A 16012-nucleotide genomic window follows, 5' to 3' on the forward strand; every position below is an offset into this window, starting at 1 on the left:
ATTAGTGTGAATAAGAAATGACCGACAACGATGAAAGCTTCGCGCGCAGAGTCATTGCGCTGCTTGATCTGACCTCTCTGAACGACGATGACGACGACGCTCGTATTGTTGAGCTTTGCCATAAAGCCATGACTCCGATTGGCCCCGTTGCGGCCGTCTGTGTTTACCCGCGTTTCGTTGCCCTGGCCCGCAACACCCTCGACGCGCTCGGTGGGCAACAGGTACAGGTTGCCACCGTGACCAACTTCCCCTCCGGCGCCGAGCCGCTGGAGAAAGTATTGCTGCAAACCCGTCAGGCCCTGGATGACGGTGCCGACGAAATCGACGTGGTGTACCCGTATCGCGCGCTGCTGGCCGGTGATGCGGCCAGCGGTGTGGCACTGGTCAAGTCATGCAAGGCGCTGTGTGCCGGCCGTGCGCTGCTCAAAGTGATTCTGGAAACCGGCGAACTGGTGGACCCGCTACTGATCCGCCGCGCCAGCCAGGACGCGATTGTTGCAGGTGCCGACTTCATCAAGACCAGCACCGGCAAGGTCAAGGTCAACGCCACGGCCGAGGCAGCCGAGATCATGCTCACCTGCATTGCCGACTCGGGCATGGAGGTCGGCTTCAAACCCGCCGGCGGGATGAAAACCCTGCCTGAAGCACTGGTGTATCTGTGGTTGGCCGAACGCATCAATGGCAGCGACTGGGTGTCGCCACGGCACCTGCGGTTTGGCGCATCGAGCCTGCTTAACGATTTGCTGCGTCGGGTTGGCGCAGAACCTGCTGCAACCATGGAAGGAAGTTATTGATGGGCTGGTTACCGCAGGAAGTGATTCGTCGCAAACGCGACGGCAAGGTGCTTAGCGAGGCGGACATTCAACGCTTCGTCGCCGGCATCACCGATTTCAGTGTCAGCGAAGGGCAGGCCGCGGCATTCGCCATGGCCGTGCTGCTCAAGGGCATGACGGTCGACGAACGCATCGCCCTGGCGACCGCCATGCGCGACTCCGGCCGTGTGCTCAGTTGGAACCTGCCGGGCCCCGTGGTGGACAAGCATTCCACCGGCGGCATCGGCGACCTGGTCAGCCTGCCGCTGGCGCCGTTGTTGGCCGCCTGTGGCTGCTACGTGCCGATGATTTCCGGGCGTGGCCTGGGGCATACCGGCGGCACCCTGGACAAACTCGACAGCATTCCCGGCTACGACAGCCAGCCGAGCATGGCGCGGCTGCATGAAGTGGTGGCCAGTGTCGGCTGCGCCATTATCGGCCAGACCAAAGACCTGGCCCCGGCGGACAAGCGTCTGTACGCCATTCGCGATGTGACGGCCACGGTGGAATCCATCGACCTGATCGTGGCGTCCATCCTCAGCAAGAAACTCGCCGCCGGCCTCGATGTGCTGCTGATCGATGTAAAGGTCGGCAACGGTGCTTTTATGGCCCAGCCCAGCGACGCCGCCGCGTTGGCCGAAAGCATTGTGGCCGTGGCCAACGGTGCCGGGGTGCGTACCCGCGCGCTGATCACCGACATGAGCCAACCGCTGGCCCGCTCGGCAGGCAATGCCCTGGAAGTGGAAGAGGCCATCGCCCTGCTGCAAGGCGAAGTGCGCAGCCAACGCCTGTGGGACGTAACCCTGGCCCTGGCCGAACAAACCCTGCTGTGCGCCGGCCTGGCCAGCAGTGCCGAACTGGCCCGTGAACAAGTGCTGGCGGCCTGGCAGAGCGGCGCCGCGTTGCAGCGGTTTGCCGAGATGGTCAAAGCCCTGGGCGGCCCGGCCGATCTGGTCGAGCGCCCGGACAACTACCTGCCGGCCGCGCCGGTGGTGATGCCGGTGTACGCGCCGTTCGACGGCATTGTGCAAAGCATCGACACCCGCGCCGTGGGCCTGGCGGTGGTCAGCCTCGGCGGTGGCCGCTGCGGTCCGCAAGACACCATCGACCCGGCAGTCGGCCTCAGCCAACTGACGTTTGTCGGCGAAGCAGTCGGCCCGAACCGGCCGCTGGCGCTGGTGCATGCCCGCGACCTGGCTCAGGCCGAACAAGCGGCCGCCGCTGTGCAAGCGGCCTATGTGGTTGCCAGTGAGCCCCACGTCGCCGAGGAACTGTTTTCCGGCCTGTGCCTGGAGCCCGCATGAAACGCGCCTTGCTGCTGGTACTCGACTCTTTCGGCATAGGCGCCAGCGCCGATGCCGAGCGCTTCGGCGATGCCGGGGCCAACACCTTGCTGCATATCGCCGAGGCCTGTGCCCGTGGCGAAGCCGATAACGCGCAGCGCCATGGCCCGTTGCACCTGCCGAACCTGGCCCGCCTGGGCCTTGGCCAAGCGGCATTGCTCAGCGCCGGTACGTTGCCGCCGGGCTTTAGCGCCGACACCGAAATCGATGGCGCGTATGGCTATGCCCGCGAACTCTCCAGCGGCAAGGACACGCCGTCCGGGCACTGGGAAATGGCCGGCGTGCCGGTGTTGTTCGAGTGGGGCTATTTCGCCGAGCGCGAGAACAGCTTTCCAGCCGAATTGCTCGCCGCATTGATCGAGCGGGGCGGGCTGCCGGGCATTCTCGGCAACTGCCATGCCTCGGGCACCACCATCCTTGAACAGCTCGGCGACGAGCATGTGCAGAGCGGCAAACCGATTCTCTACACCTCGGCCGACAGCGTGTTGCAGATTGCTGCCCACGAAGAGCACTTCGGCCTGGAGCGCCTGATGGCGCTGTGCGAACTGGCCCGCGAACTGTGCGACCCGTACAACATCGGCCGGGTGATCGCCCGGCCGTTTCGCGGCGACAGCCCGAGCACCTACACGCGTACCGGCAACCGCCGCGACTACGCCGTACCGCCACCGGCGCCAACCCTGCTCGACCGTTTGTGCGCGGCCGGCGGCCAGGTGTTTGCGGTCGGCAAGATCGGCGACATCTTCGCCCACCAGGGCATCAGCAAGCTGTACAAGGCCGACGGCAACCACGCGTTGTTCGACGCCACCTTGCAGGCCCTGCAGGACGCGCCGACCAACACCCTGGTGTTCAGCAACTTCGTCGACTTCGACATGCTCTACGGCCACCGCCGCGATATCGCCGGTTATGCCGCTGCGCTGGAAGCCTTCGATGTGCGCCTGCCCGAGCTGCTGGCGCAGATGCAGCCGGCGATCTGGTGATGCTGGCCGCCGACCACGGCTGCGACCCGAGTACGCCGGGCAGCGACCACACCCGCGAACATATTCCCGTGCTTGCCTGGGGCCATGGCGTAAGCGCCGGCAGCCTCGGCGAGCGCGAAACCTTTGCCGATATCGGCCAGACCCTGGCCGACTTTTTCGGGCTGCCGTCGTGCTCCCACGGACGGTCTTTCTTTCCTCCTCCAGCAGTGGACGTGCCTGAGATGCCTACTCCCCATATCGCCGCCGAGTTCGGCGACTTCGCTGAAACCGTGCTGATGCCCGGCGACCCATTGCGCGCCAAGATGCTCGCCGACACCTACCTCACCGAGGTGCGCCAGGTAACGGCGTGCGCAATATGCTCGGCTACACCGGCCTGTATCAGGGCCAGCGCATCTCCGTGATGGGCTCGGGCATGGGCATTCCTTCGGTGTCCATCTACGCCCATGAACTGTTCAGCCAGTACGGCGTCGAGCGGATCATCCGCGTCGGCAGCTGCGGCGCCACTCAGCCCCACGTGAAGGTGCACGACCTGGTGATCGGCATGGGCGCCAGCACCGACTCGGCGGTAAACCGCAAGCGCCTGGGCGGCTTCGACTTTGCCGCCATCGCCGACTACCGCCTGCTGGAACGCGTGGTGCAAAGCGCTGATGCCAGCGGCCAAGCGGTGCACGTGGGCAATGTGTTTTCCGCTGACCTGTTCTACGAACCGGACCCGGCGCTGTTCGAGCGCATGACCAAGATGGGCATCCTCGCCGTGGAAATGGAAGCGGCCGGCTTGTATGGCGTGGCCGCCGAACTGGGCAAGCAGGCGCTGACCGTGCTGACCGTCAGCGACCATATTCTTACCGGCGAAAAACTCAGCGCCGAAGCGCGCCAACAAGACTTCCACGCCATGCTGCGCCTGACGCTGAACGCGCTGTGCCCGGCGGCTGCCCCTAACTGATTTCGGCTGGGCGGCAGGATTGGCGCCGCCGCCACATGGAGATGTGCACATGAAAGCGAGCAACACCCTACGCAATGGCCTGCTGCTGGTAGCCGGTCTGTGGGCGGGTCAGGTTTTGGCCTGGGGCCAGCAGGGCACCGCGCTGGTCGGTGAACTGGCGCAGCGCCAACTCACCCCGGACGCCAAGGCCGAAGCCGGGCGCCTGCTGGGCTTGATCAAGCAAAGCGATTTCTCGGTTGTAGCCAACTGGGCCGGCAACCTCGACCAGAACCCGCAGACCCAACCGCTGTGGAGAAAACCAAGAACGAAAGGCTGGTGATCTACAAGGCCGACGACTGCGCCTACCAGCCGCCGCGCGACTGCCCGGATGGCCTGTGCACCGTGGCCGCCATCGAGCGTAACCGTGCGGCGCTGGCCGACCCCAAGGCGCCGAATCAGGCGCGCCTGATGGCTCTGCGTTTTTGATTCACCACACCGCCGATGCCAGCTCGCCGCTGAACAACAGCTTCAAGGACGACAAGGGCGGCTACGACTTCGCCGTCAAGGCCGGTGGCAAGACCTACAACCTGCGCCAGGTGTGGGACGACTTCCTGCTCGGCGACGCCAAGCTGAACGTCAAAGCCTATGCCGACAAACTGCAGGACAACCTGCCGAAGCTGGATTCGGCCGAGCCTGCGCAGTGGTCGCAGCAAGCCTGCCTGATCGTTCGCGACGGCGGCATCTACCCGGAAAAAGCCGCTGCCAAACGCAAGCTGCCGAACAAGAAGTCGCTGGGCGACGACGATGACGACGGCGGTGTGGACTACCAGGCGAAAAACCTCGAGTACAACCGCTCCGGCAAGAACTACAGCCGTGGCGACAAGCTGGTCGACGATGGCCAGAAAACCAGCAACAGCGCCGGCAGTGGCGGTATCGATGCCGCGTATATGAAGACCTTTGTGCCGGTGGCCGAACAGCAGGTGGAACTGGCCTCGGTGCGCCTGGCAAACCTGCTGAACGCCGCGCTGGTGGCCGGTCGCCCGGCGCAGTAACCCGTTTTCCGACTAACCGCCGGCCGGTTTTTCCGGCCGGGCTACCCCCATTTTGCCCGCTGAAAGTGAGCCGCCATGAACACGTCGTGCCTGCGTTCCCTGCCGTTGCTGATTGCCCTCGGGCTGGCCGGCTGCACATCTGCCCCTACGCCCATCGTCACCGAGCAGCGGGTGTCGCTGCTGACCTACAACGTCGAAAACCTGTTCGATACCGTGCACGACCAGGGTAAGGACGACTTCGCCTACCTGCCGCTGAGCGAAAAAAAGGCCCACCCGGAATACCTCGCCACCTGCGCGAAATCAGCGTGCCGGCCTGGCGTGACGAGTGCGAGAAAACCGATTGGACCGACGCCAAGCTGAGCGAAAAAACTCACCCGCTTGGCCGACGTGATCGGCCAGATCAACAGCGGTCGCGGCCCGGACATTCTGCTGCTCGACGAAGTGGAAAACCGCCACGTCATCGAGATGCTCAATGCCCGTCTGCCTAAGTCTGATTACCAGACCCGCGTGCTGCTCGAAGGCTTCGACGAGCGCGGTATCGACACCGCCGTGCTGAGCCGCCTGCCGCAGTGGGACAAACCGATTCTGCACAAGGTGCCGTACCACAACGAAAACGGCGACAGCTCCGACAAGACCGGCAAAACCCGAGGCATTCTCGAAGTGCGCCTGCTGCTGCCGGGCGGCCAGAAGGCCTCGATCTTCGCCGTGCATCTGCCCTCTGGCGGCGGCCCCGGCTACCTGCGGCGCCAGGCGGCGGAATACCTCGCCGTACTTAAAGCCGAATTGCCCAGCGACGTGCTGCCGATTGTCGGCGGTGATTTCAATATCAACGCCGGCGAAGAAAAAGAGCACGGCTATATCGCCAACATTCTGGCCAACGACTGGAGCGTTTCGCACCTGATCGGCTGCGCCGACTGCAAGGGCAGTTACTACTACCACCAGCTTCGTCAGTGGTCGTTCTTCGACATTCTGCTGTTCCCGCAGGAGATGACCGAGGGCGGCTTCAACGGCTGGAAAGTCGATACCGCGAGCATCCGTCTGGCCCACCAGAGCCGCTATCAGGTGAACAAGTGGGGTTCGCCGGCACGCTTTGAAGACGGCAAGTTCGCCGAGGGCGCGTCCGACCACTGGCCGCTGTACGCGGAAATCTACCTTAGCCACCCGTAGGAGAACGCCATGAGCGACGACCTTACCAGCTCATTCTGCTGCCGACCTGGCTGGTGCCGGTCGAGCCCGCCGGCGTGGTGCTGCTTGAGCATGGCCTGGCCATTCGCGACGGGCGTATCGCCCGCATCGCACCGCGCGCAGAACTGCTCGCGTTGGCGGCTAGCGAAGTACGTGAGTTGCCGGGCATGTTGCTGGCGCCTGGGCTGATCAACACCCACGGCCATGCGGCGATGAGCCTGTTCCGTGGCCTGGCCGACGACCTGCCGCTGGATACCTGGCTGCACGACCATATCTGGCCGGCGGAAAAAACCTGGGTCGACGCCGATTTCGTGCGCGATGGCACCGCGCTGGCGATTGCCGAGCAGGTGAAGGGCGGCATTACCTGTTTCTCCGACATGTACTTCTACCCGGAGGTGGTCGCCGAGCTGGTGGAAGCCACCGGCATGCGCGCGCAGATCACCATTCCGGTGCTGGACTTCCCGGTGCCCGGCGCCGTCGATATCGAGGCCGCCTTGTGCGAAGGCTTGCCGCTGTTTGAACAGTTGCGCCACCACCCGCGCATCCGCATGGCTTTTGGTCCGCACGCGCCCTACACCGTGGGCGACGCCAACATGCTGCGGGTGCGTGACCTGGCCAAAGAGTTCGCCGCCGGCATTCAGATGCACGTGCACGAAACGGCGGCGGAAGTCAGTGCCGCCGTGCAGGAGACCGGCGAGCGGCCGTTGGCGCGGATTGCCCGGCTGGGCTTGCTGGGCCCGCACTTTCAGGCCGTGCATATGACTCAGATCGACGCCAGCGACATCGCCCTGCTGCAAGGCAGCGGCGCCCATGTGCTGCATTGCCCGGAATCCAACCTCAAGCTGGCCAGCGGGTTCTGCCCGGTGGAACAGCTGTGGCAGGCCGGCATCAACGTGGCCATCGGCACCGACGGCGCCGCGAGCAACAACGACCTCGACCTGCTCGGCGAAACCCGCACCGCCGCGTTGCTGGCCAAAGCCGTCAGCGGCTCGGCCACCGCCTTGAGCGCACACAATGCGTTGCGCATGGCTACCCTCAATGGCGCACGAGCGCTGGGTATGGGCGAGGAGGTTGGGTCGCTGGAAGTGGGCAAGGCGGCCGATCTGGTGGCCTTTGACCTGTCCGGGCTGGCCCAGCAACCGCTGTATGACCCGGTGTCGCAACTGATCTACGCCAGCAATCGCGATTGCGTGCGCCATGTGTGGGTGGCCGGTGAGCAACTGCTCGACGACCGCCGCCTGCTGCGCCAGGACGAAGCCCAGCTGTTGGCTACGGCCCATGCGTGGCAAACCCGGCTGGCACCACGGCCATGAGCAGCCTGACGCCGCGCGGTGGCGGGCGAGTGCGTCAGAACAACGAGGCGCTGATTCTGGCTGCCGCTGAAGAAACCTTCGCCGAGTACGGCTACAAGGGCGCGAGCATGGGCATCATCGCCCAGCGCGCCGGGCTGCCCAAAGCCAACCTGCATTACTACTTCGGCAGCAAGCTGGCGCTGTATGAAACGGTGCTCGGGCGCGTGCTGGTGCTGTGGAAAGACAGCCTGGAGACCCTGAGCAGTGACGACGAACCAGGCGTTGCGCTGGCGCGCTATATCCACGACGAGCTCGACTTCGCCTGGCGCAACCCGGTCGCCGCCAAGGTGTTCGCCATGGAAGTGATCAGCGGCGGTGCCTGCCTGGAGGGCTTGCTCGATGAGGGATTTCGGGAATGGTTGGCCGGACGTACGGCGGTGTTCAACGCCTGGACGGCGGCCGGCAAAATGGCCGAGGTCGACCCGCTGCCGCTGACATTTCTGCTTTGGTCGAGCACCCACCATTACGCACAATTCGCCGCGCTTTTCGCGCCGCGCAGCGCGCCAACGCAGGGTCTTGATGCGGTTGGCGCAAACCTCACTGCAATTATCTTGAAAGGCTGTGGCGTAAAGGCTGCCAGAGCGCGTCAGAGGCTGGCGAATCCTAGCCACTTTTCGAGTAATCTTGCCGCCACTGGGGCCAGGTTGAGAATGGAATGACTAACCACAAGATCAAGATCCGGCGCAAAAACGTCGAGAAAATCCTTCTGGCCGCCGAGCAGGTATTTGCGGAACAAGGCCATGCCGGCACCTCCATGTCCGATATCGCCAAACGCGCCGACCTGCCGCGCTCCAACCTGCATTACTACTTCACCACCAAAGACGAGCTGTACCGCGAGGTGCTGGTCAACCTGCTCAGCGTCTGGGAGCTGGAAGGCGCCTGCTTTGTGCACTTCGACGACCCGCGTGTGGTGCTGACCAGTTACGTGCGCGAAAAGATGACCCACTCGCGCACCCGCCCGCACGGCTCCAAGCTGTGGGCCAACGAAATCATGCATGGCGCGCCGCTGTTTCGCGACATCCTCGACGAGCACCTGTTTGCCGGCGCCAAGTTCAAAGAGAACAAGATTCGCCAGTGGGTTGAAGAAAAGAAGATTCGCCCCGTGGAGCCCTTTGCGCTTCTGTACCTGATCTGGGCCTCGACCCAGCACTACGCCGACTTCGACTATCAGGTGACCGCCCTAAACGGCCATCAGCCGCTGAGCGACCAGCAGTTCGAGCAGGCGGTGCAAACCATTACCGCCGTGGTGCTGCGCGGTATCGGCCTGGAGCCGTAAGCCGCCGGCAGGGCATGTGCGGGTTTGCCCCGGCCGGCACATTCCGGTAGCTTTGCCGCACGCGCGTGGCGCCCCCGTCGACAATTGCTTTTATGCATTCTCCACAGGCTTGGCGCCCGCCCAAGCAGTGACTGTGTTCAGTGGCTAAGCTGACCTACTCACTGCTGCGCCTACGTCCATCGGCGTAGGCCTCCCTTATCAAGTCATCTTTCTATAGAAGCTGGGTTCCTCATGGCTCAATACGTCTACACCATGCATCGGCTGGGCAAAGTAGTGCCGCCGAAGCGGGAAATCCTAAAAACATTTCTCTGTCTTTCTTCCCTGGCGCCAAGATCGGCGTACTGGGCCTCAACGGCTCGGGTAAATCCACCTTGCTGAAAATCATGGCGGGCGTGGACACCGAGTTCAACGGTGAAGCCCGCGCCATGCCGGACCTGAACATCGGCTACCTGCCCCAAGAGCCGCAGCTGGACCCGGAAAAGACCGTGCGCGAAGTGGTGGAAGAAGCCGTTAGCGTGATCAAGAACGCCCAGACCCGCCTGGACGAGGTATACGCCGCCTACGCCGAACCGGACGCCGACTTCGACGCCCTGGCTGCCGAGCAAGGCAAGCTGGAAGCCATTCTGCAAGCCTCCGACGGCCACAACCTGGAGCGCCAGCTGGAAGTCGCCGCCGACGCCCTGCGGCTGCCGGCCTGGGACGCCAAAGTGGTGCACCTCTCCGGTGGTGAAAAACGCCGCGTGGCCCTGTGCCGTCTGCTGCTGTCCGCGCCGGACATGCTGCTGCTCGACGAACCGACCAACCACCTGGACGCCGACTCGGTAGCCTGGCTGGAGCACTTCCTGCACGACTTCCCGGGCACCGTGGTTGCGATCACGCACGACCGGTACTTCCTCGACAACGTCGCCGGCTGGATTCTGGAACTCGACCGCGGCGCCGGTATCCCGTACGAAGGCAACTATTCCGGCTGGCTGGAAGCCAAATCCGACCGCTTGGCGCAAGAGTCCAAGCAGCAGTCGGCGCACGAGAAGGCCATGAAAGAAGAACTGGAGTGGGTGCGCAAAGGCGCCAAAGCCCGCCAGTCGAAATCCAAGGCCCGTCTGCAACGCTTCGAAGAAATGCAATCGCAGGAATTCCAGAAGCGCAGCGAAACCAACGAAATCTACATCCCGGCCGGCCCGCGTCTGGGCGACAAAGTCATCGACTTCGTCAACGTCAGCAAGGGCTACGGCGACCGCGCACTGATCGACAACCTATCGTTCAGCATGCCCAAGGGCGCCATCGTCGGCGTGATCGGCGGTAACGGTGCCGGTAAATCGACCCTGTTCCGCATGCTGATGGGCAAAGAAACGCCAGACTCGGGCAGCATCGAAGTGGGCGAAACCGTGAAGCTGGCCTGTGTTGACCAGAGCCGCGACGACCTGGACGGCAACAAGACCGTATGGGAAATGGTTTCCGGCGGCTCCGACATGATCAAGATCGGCAACTACGAGGTGCCATCGCGTACCTACGTAGGCCGCTTCAACTTCAAAGGCGGCGACCAGCAGAAATTCGTCAAAGACCTCTCCGGTGGTGAGCGCGGCCGCTTGCACCTGGCGTTGACCCTGAAAGAGGGCGCCAACGTGCTGCTGCTCGACGAACCGTCGAACGACCTGGACGTTGAAACCCTGCGCTCGCTCGAAGAAGCCCTGCTGGACTTCCCCGGCGCCGCCATTGTGATCTCCCACGATCGGTGGTTCCTGGACCGCGTGGCCACTCACATCCTGGCGTACGAAGACGACTCGCAAGCGGTGTTCTTCGAAGGCAACTACTCCGAGTACGAAGCCGACCGTAAAAAGCGTCTTGGCGATGCGGCTGCCCAGCCGCACCGTGTACGGCACAAGAAGCTGGCGCAATAAGCGTTGGTTTGAAGAAAAAACGGAGCCCAAGCGGCTCCGTTTTTTTTATGTTCAAGAGCGATGCTTTTAGTGCGAACGCAGCGCCTTGGCCATCGCCTGGTCAGCCTCGTGGTCCCACTTCTCATCGCGATCACTGGTGCGCTGTTCTTCGTAGCTGCGCCGCTCGGCGCTGGCCATTTCTGCCTGGCATTGGTGGAAACCATCATTCCAGCCTTCGGCGTACTGGGCGTCTTTCAGGTAGTGCGGTACGTCTTTCTTGAATCCGCCGGTCATCGCGCCCGCGGCTTGGCGGCCGCTGCCGCAGCCGTCGTTGTAGCCGGCGGCGAAGGGTTCCGGGTAGCCCTGGGCGACCAGGTACTCATAGCTGCTCTGGCAGGCGGCGAGCAGGGCCAGGATGGGGATTAACAACAGAAACGAGCGCACGGGCGATCTCCAGGTGGCGGATGGAGAAAGTGTGCGCGGGGGATTGTGAGAAAAGCGTCAAATTGGTGTAACGCATCCGTTGGGCTTCGCGGTGCTCAACCCAACCTACGAACCATGCCGTAGGTTGGGTTGAGCACCGCGAAGCCCAACGATGCGCGCATCAGTAGTGGTACCACTTCAATTCCAGACTCACCTCATTCTCGGGCGAAGCCAACTGACTAAAGTCGCGCTTGGCCGACAGCCGCAACCCAAGGTTTCGCGAGATTTCCCATTGCTGGTTCAGGCTCAAGCTGCGCCGTACCTCGCCATTGGTGAAGTAATCGCCGCTGGCTTCGACGCTCAGATTTCCCACCGGGTTGCGCCACAACAGGCCGGTGTTGAAGCCGGCGGCGGGTGTAAAGAATGCGGCAAAGTCGCTGTTGTGTTCGACCCGCACGGTGCCCAGGGCAAAGCCCAGCATGTCGTCGGTAAGCGCCCAGGTGCCGCCGACGCCACCGTTCAAATGGGTGACCAGACGTTCGTCGCCGTCTTTGCCAAGTACCCGTTCCAGCCCGCTGGCGACCTGCCAGGACCAGGGTTGCAACAGTTCGTTGCGCGGGGTCAGGGAGCGGATATTGGCCAGGTCGAGGTTTTGCACTTGCCAGTGGTTACCTTCGTATTGGCGCAATTTGAGTTGGAGGATTTCGATCTGTGCGCCGAGGGGGAAGCCGTAGAGGTTGTCATTGAGGTCGTGGTAGGCCATGCGCAGGCCGTATTCGGCAAACGCGCGGTCGTCGCGGGTGCCGGCGCCCAGTTGCCAGGTGCGCGATTCATGGCCTTGTTCTGGCAGGCCGGGGCGTTCGACTTCTAGGGTTGGCGGTGGATTGCGGTTGATGCTTTTGAGCAGGGCATAGCTGCGTTGGGCGCTGGCGCTGTCCCGTTCGCCGGAGGCGCTGCGGTAGCGTTGCAGGCGGAAGGCGGCGTCCTGAATCAGCGCCTGGCGGTCGCCGGGCAGTTGCTGGAAGTCGGGGCTTTGCAGTTGCTCGGGGTCGTCCGCCAGGCGCAGCGCCCAGTGTTGTTCGTCGCTGCTTAACGGCTTGGCGCGGGCCAGCAGTTCGCGTTCGCGCGATGGCCGGTAGTCGATGCTTTTCACCAGGCCGGCATCTTTCACTGCGCGCACGGTGTCGGTGGGGATGGCGGTGATGGGGAATTGCTCGGTGAGGGTCAGGCCGGGGCGGGCGATCTCCAGCAGCTCGAGCAAGCGGAACGAGCAGTTTCGTCGAAGAAGAAATAGTCGAAGCGAATCTGTTTGAGCTCCCACACGTGCTCGACCATGCGCGCGGTTTCTTGCGGCGTGAGGTTGAGGCGGTATTCCCAAAGGTCGCGGTTTTCCAGGCTGCGGTATTCGGCGAGTTTTTCCCGGTAGGGCACCAGGGCGAACAGGCCGGGGTAACCGCCCATCAGGCCTTTCCAGGCGTACAGAATGCTGTTGTCCATGCCTTCGATAAACGCGCCGAAGTTCAGCGCGTAGCTGAGCAGGGCGGTGTTATCGCTGTCGATGTCGGCCTGGTCGATGCGCAGCAAGGTGTGGCCGAACATGGAAGACGGGCTGTTGAGGTAGGCCGCCGGAAAAATCAGCACCGCGCTATGGGGCGCGATGTCTTTGAACCAGGCGTTGAATTCTGTGCAGTCGGGCGTGGGCAGGTCGGTCAGGTGCAGCTGTTCACGCAGCCAGCGGGTGCGCGCGGGGTAGACGCATTGGGCGTGTTTGTCGCCGCTGCCGGGCGGGGCGTAGATGGCCTTGAGGGTGGCGGTCAATTCGGCGTCAGGGTGGTTCTCGCCGTCTTTGGCGAGGAAGAAACGCGGGTCGTCGACGTAACTGCGCCAGCCGCCGAGCTTGCCGGTTTCGTAGTGGTTGAGGGCAATCCAGTACGGGTCGAACGCCAGCGCCTGCAAACGATCTTGAGGGACTGTGGGCGCGGCCTGGGCCAGGCCGGCAACGCTTAAGGCCAGAGCGAATAAAGTCCGTTTCAAGGTAAGGCTTCTTCTTCTAAAGCGGTGCACGGAGCTTTGTTGCGGTAGGCCGCAGTGTCAAGGAAGAACGCCTTGCCAGACAGAATCGGCCGGCGCCAGAATGGCCGCGAACGATGACTGCCCATCTGAACTAAGGATTTTCGATGCCTGATCCCGTTGCCAATGGCCTTCGCTTGGCGCCCGACGCGCTAACCCGTCCCTTCGATCCTAGTCAGTTCAAATTCACCATCACCGATGATCTGGAACCCTTCCGCGGCGTGCTCGGCCAGGAGCGCGCGGTTGAGGCCCTGCAGTTTGGCGTGGCCATGCCGCGCCCCGGCTACAACGTGTTTGTCATGGGCGAGCCGGGCACCGGCCGCTTCTCCTTCGTAAAACGCTACCTCAAGGCCGAAGGCAAGCGCCTGGATACGCCGTCGGACTGGGTGTACGTCAACCACTTCGACGAAACCCGCGAACCCCGTGCATTGGAATTGCCGCCCGGCACCGCGACCGCGTTTATTGCTGCTATCGAAGTGCTCATCGACAACCTGATGGCCACCTTTCCGGCGGTGTTCGAGCACCCGACCTATCAGCAGAAAAAAAGCGCCATCGACCGCGCGTTCAACCAGCGTTACGACCGCGCCCTGGACGTAATCGAGCGTCTGTCGCTGGAAAAGGAAATTGCCCTTTACCGCGACAACACCAATATCGCCTTCACCCCGATGAAAGATGGCAAGGCGCTGGACGAAGCCGAATTCGGCCAACTGCCGGAAGCCGAGCGCGAGCGGTATCACGCTGATATCTCGTCGCTGGAAGAGCGCCTGAATGAAGAACTGGCCAGCTTGCCGCAGTGGAAGCGCGAGTCGAGCAACCAGTTGCGGTACTTGAATGAAGAAACCATCACCCTTGGTTTGCAGCCGCTGCTGGGCCCGCTCTCGGAAAAGTACGCGGAGAACGCTGGCGTTTGCGCGTACCTGCAAGCGGTGCAGGTCAATCTGCTGAAGACCGTGGTCGAGCAGTTGGTGGATGTGGATAAGGTGGATGCCGAGGCGCGCAAGTTTCTGCAAGAGCAGTACTGCCCGAGCCTGGTGGTCGGCCATCACGCCAGCGGCGGCGCGCCGGTGGTGTTCGAGTCGCACCCGACTTACGACAACCTGTTCGGCCGTATCGAATACAGCACCGACCAGGGCGCGCTTTACACCAGCTACCGGCAACTGCGTCCCGGCGCCTTGCACCGTGCCAACGGCGGCTTTCTGGTGTTGGAAGCGGAGAAGATGCTCGGCGAGCCGTTCGTGTGGGAAGCGCTCAAGCGTGCCCTGCAACAGCGCAAGCTGAAGATGGAATCGCCGTTGGGCGAGCTGGGCCGTTTGGCGACCGTTACCCTCACGCCGCAGGTCATCCCGCTCAGCATCAAGATCATCATCATCGGTTCGCGCCAGCTGTATTACGCGCTGCAGGACAATGATCCGGACTTCCAGGAGATGTTCCGCGTGCTGGTCGATTTCGACGAAGACATCGCCCTGCATGACGACAGCCTGGAGCAGTTCGCCCAGTTGCTGAAAACCCGCACCTCGGAGGAGGGCATGGCGCCGCTGACCGCCGATGCGGTGGCGCGCCTGGCGACGTACAGCGCGCGGCTGGCGGAGCACCAGGGGCGGTTGTCGGCGCGCATTGGCGACTTGTTTCAACTGGTGAGCGAGGCGGACTTTATTCGTCAGTTGGCCAACGACACCGTGACCGACGCCGGGCATATCGAGCGAGCGTTGAAAGCCAAGGCCACCCGCACTGGGCGCGTTTCGGCGCGGATTCTCGATGACATGCTGGCCGGCATCATTCTGATCGACACCGCTGGCGCGGCGGTGGGCAAGTGCAACGGGCTTACGGTGCTCGAAGTGGGCGACTCGGCCTTTGGTGTGCCGGCGCGGATTTCCGCCACGGTGTATCCGGGCAACAGCGGCATCGTCGACATCGAGCGCGAAGTTAACCTTGGTCAGCCGATTCACTCCAAGGGGGTGATGATTCTGACGGGCTACCTGGGCAGCCGTTATGCACAGGAATTCCCCCTGGCGATTTCCGCCAGCATCGCGCTGGAGCAGTCCTACGGTTACGTGGACGGCGACAGTGCGTCGCTGGGCGAGGTATGCACGCTGATCTCGGCGTTGTCGCGCACGCCGCTCAAGCAGTGCTTCGCGATCACCGGTTCTATCAACCAGTTTGGTGAAGTGCAGGCGGTGGGTGGGGTTAACGAGAAAATCGAGGGCTTCTTCCGACTCTGCGAAGCGCGCGGTCTGACGGGGGAGCAGGGCGCAATCATTCCTTACGCCAACGTGGCCACGCTGATGCTCGATGAGCGCGTGCTGCAGGCGGTGCGGGCGGGCTTGTTCAACGTGTATGCCGTGCGTCAGGTGGATGAGGCGCTGGGGCTGCTGGTCGGCGAGCCGGTAGGGGCGCCGGATGAAGACGGTCAGTTTCCCGAAGGCAGCGTGAACGCCCGTGTGGTGGAGCGCCTGCGGGAGATCTCCGAGATCGGCATGGAAGAGGAAGAAGACAAAAGCGTAGAGGCAGAAGCTGCTGCGTTGTTGGCCGGCAAAGCGGAGTCAAAAGCCGACGCCAAATGAGGGGATGACTGCTCGATGGCTGGTCAGTCATTGAGCAGTTTACTCGCAGCCCGGCGGGTGGTGGCTGGGCCTGCTTGCCCACGGTCCATCCACAGAGTTATCCACAGCTGCCGGGGATAACCTTGAGGCTTCCATCCACCGTTTGACGGGCGTAGTCTGAAC

At 63.1% G+C, this 16012-nt stretch carries 11 protein-coding genes and 5 pseudogenes; 14 read left to right on the top strand and 2 right to left on the bottom strand.

The genetic code is table 11. The features are described 5' to 3' along the window. Nucleotides 1–17 precede the first annotated feature (17 nt). The 13 genes and pseudogenes from deoC (at nt 18) to ettA (ending at nt 10817) form a co-directional block, all read left to right on the top strand. On the top strand, nt 18–794 hold the full coding sequence (gene deoC, locus AC0V2S_RS03085; protein ID WP_475508458.1) for a deoxyribose-phosphate aldolase: 777 nt from the start codon (nt 18–20) through the stop codon (nt 792–794). After that, a complete protein-coding gene (gene deoA, locus AC0V2S_RS03090) occupies nt 794–2116 on the top strand; it encodes a thymidine phosphorylase (RefSeq protein WP_475508459.1) in 1323 nt (440 codons plus the stop codon). Before deoC ends, deoA begins: the two co-directional genes overlap by 1 nt. Beyond that, a pseudogene (locus AC0V2S_RS03095) lies at nt 2113–3533 on the top strand (phosphopentomutase). The gene deoA and the pseudogene AC0V2S_RS03095 overlap by 4 nt, the downstream one beginning before the upstream one ends. Next, nucleotides 3488–4075, top strand: a complete 588-nt coding sequence (gene deoD / locus AC0V2S_RS03100) for a purine-nucleoside phosphorylase (protein WP_475508693.1) — start codon at nt 3488–3490, stop codon at nt 4073–4075. Before AC0V2S_RS03095 ends, deoD begins: the two are co-directional and overlap by 46 nt. 49 nt (nt 4076–4124) lie before the next feature. Further along, entirely contained in the window at nt 4125–4394 is a 270-nt protein-coding gene (locus tag AC0V2S_RS03105) for a hypothetical protein (protein ID WP_475508460.1), read from the top strand. Continuing rightward, nucleotides 4391–4540: a hypothetical protein gene (locus AC0V2S_RS03110; RefSeq protein ID WP_475508461.1), complete on the top strand. Its 150-nt coding sequence runs from the start codon at nt 4391–4393 to the stop codon at nt 4538–4540. The genes AC0V2S_RS03105 and AC0V2S_RS03110 overlap by 4 nt, the downstream gene beginning before the upstream one ends. Further along, nucleotides 4537–5106 carry a S1/P1 nuclease gene (locus AC0V2S_RS03115; protein ID WP_475508462.1) on the top strand — a complete coding sequence of 190 codons (570 nt, stop codon included), beginning with the start codon at nt 4537–4539 and terminating at the stop codon, nt 5104–5106. The genes AC0V2S_RS03110 and AC0V2S_RS03115 overlap by 4 nt, the downstream gene beginning before the upstream one ends. A gap of 75 nt (nt 5107–5181) precedes the next feature. Next, the gene (locus AC0V2S_RS03120; protein ID WP_475508463.1) at nt 5182–5466 is read left to right on the top strand and encodes a hypothetical protein; all 285 of its coding nucleotides are present in this window, start codon (nt 5182–5184) and stop codon (nt 5464–5466) included. 15 nt (nt 5467–5481) lie between these two features. Then, nucleotides 5482–6273, top strand: a pseudogene (locus AC0V2S_RS03125) (endonuclease/exonuclease/phosphatase family protein); the annotation flags it as partial. Between the two features lie 20 nt (nt 6274–6293). Further along, nucleotides 6294–7604, top strand: a pseudogene (locus AC0V2S_RS03130) (TRZ/ATZ family hydrolase); the annotation flags it as partial. Then, the gene (locus tag AC0V2S_RS03135) at nt 7601–8302 is read left to right on the top strand and encodes a TetR family transcriptional regulator C-terminal domain-containing protein (protein ID WP_475508464.1); all 702 of its coding nucleotides are present in this window, start codon (nt 7601–7603) and stop codon (nt 8300–8302) included. The pseudogene AC0V2S_RS03130 and the gene AC0V2S_RS03135, both read left to right, overlap by 4 nt. Next, on the top strand, nt 8299–8919 hold the full coding sequence (locus AC0V2S_RS03140) for a TetR/AcrR family transcriptional regulator (protein WP_108098620.1): 621 nt from the start codon (nt 8299–8301) through the stop codon (nt 8917–8919). Before AC0V2S_RS03135 ends, AC0V2S_RS03140 begins: the two co-directional genes overlap by 4 nt. Nucleotides 8920–9150: 231 nt before the next feature. Further along, nucleotides 9151–10817, top strand: a pseudogene (ettA, locus tag AC0V2S_RS03145) (energy-dependent translational throttle protein EttA). A 66-nt stretch (nt 10818–10883) separates the two neighbouring features. On the opposite strand, the gene AC0V2S_RS03150 reads toward ettA, so the two are convergent. Both AC0V2S_RS03150 and AC0V2S_RS03155 read right to left on the bottom strand, forming a co-directional pair. Continuing rightward, complete coding sequence (locus tag AC0V2S_RS03150) at nt 10884–11240, bottom strand: hypothetical protein (RefSeq protein ID WP_475508465.1); 357 nt, start codon at nt 11238–11240, stop codon at nt 10884–10886. A gap of 160 nt (nt 11241–11400) precedes the next feature. Continuing rightward, nucleotides 11401–13253: pseudogene (locus AC0V2S_RS03155) on the bottom strand (Lnb N-terminal periplasmic domain-containing protein). Between the two features lie 143 nt (nt 13254–13396). Between AC0V2S_RS03155 and AC0V2S_RS03160 the strand changes: the two are divergent. After that, on the top strand, nt 13397–15850 hold the full coding sequence (locus AC0V2S_RS03160) for a Lon protease family protein (RefSeq protein WP_475508466.1): 2454 nt from the start codon (nt 13397–13399) through the stop codon (nt 15848–15850). Nucleotides 15851–16012 lie beyond the last annotated feature (162 nt).

The organism is Pseudomonas sp. CC11G, assembly GCF_056174845.1.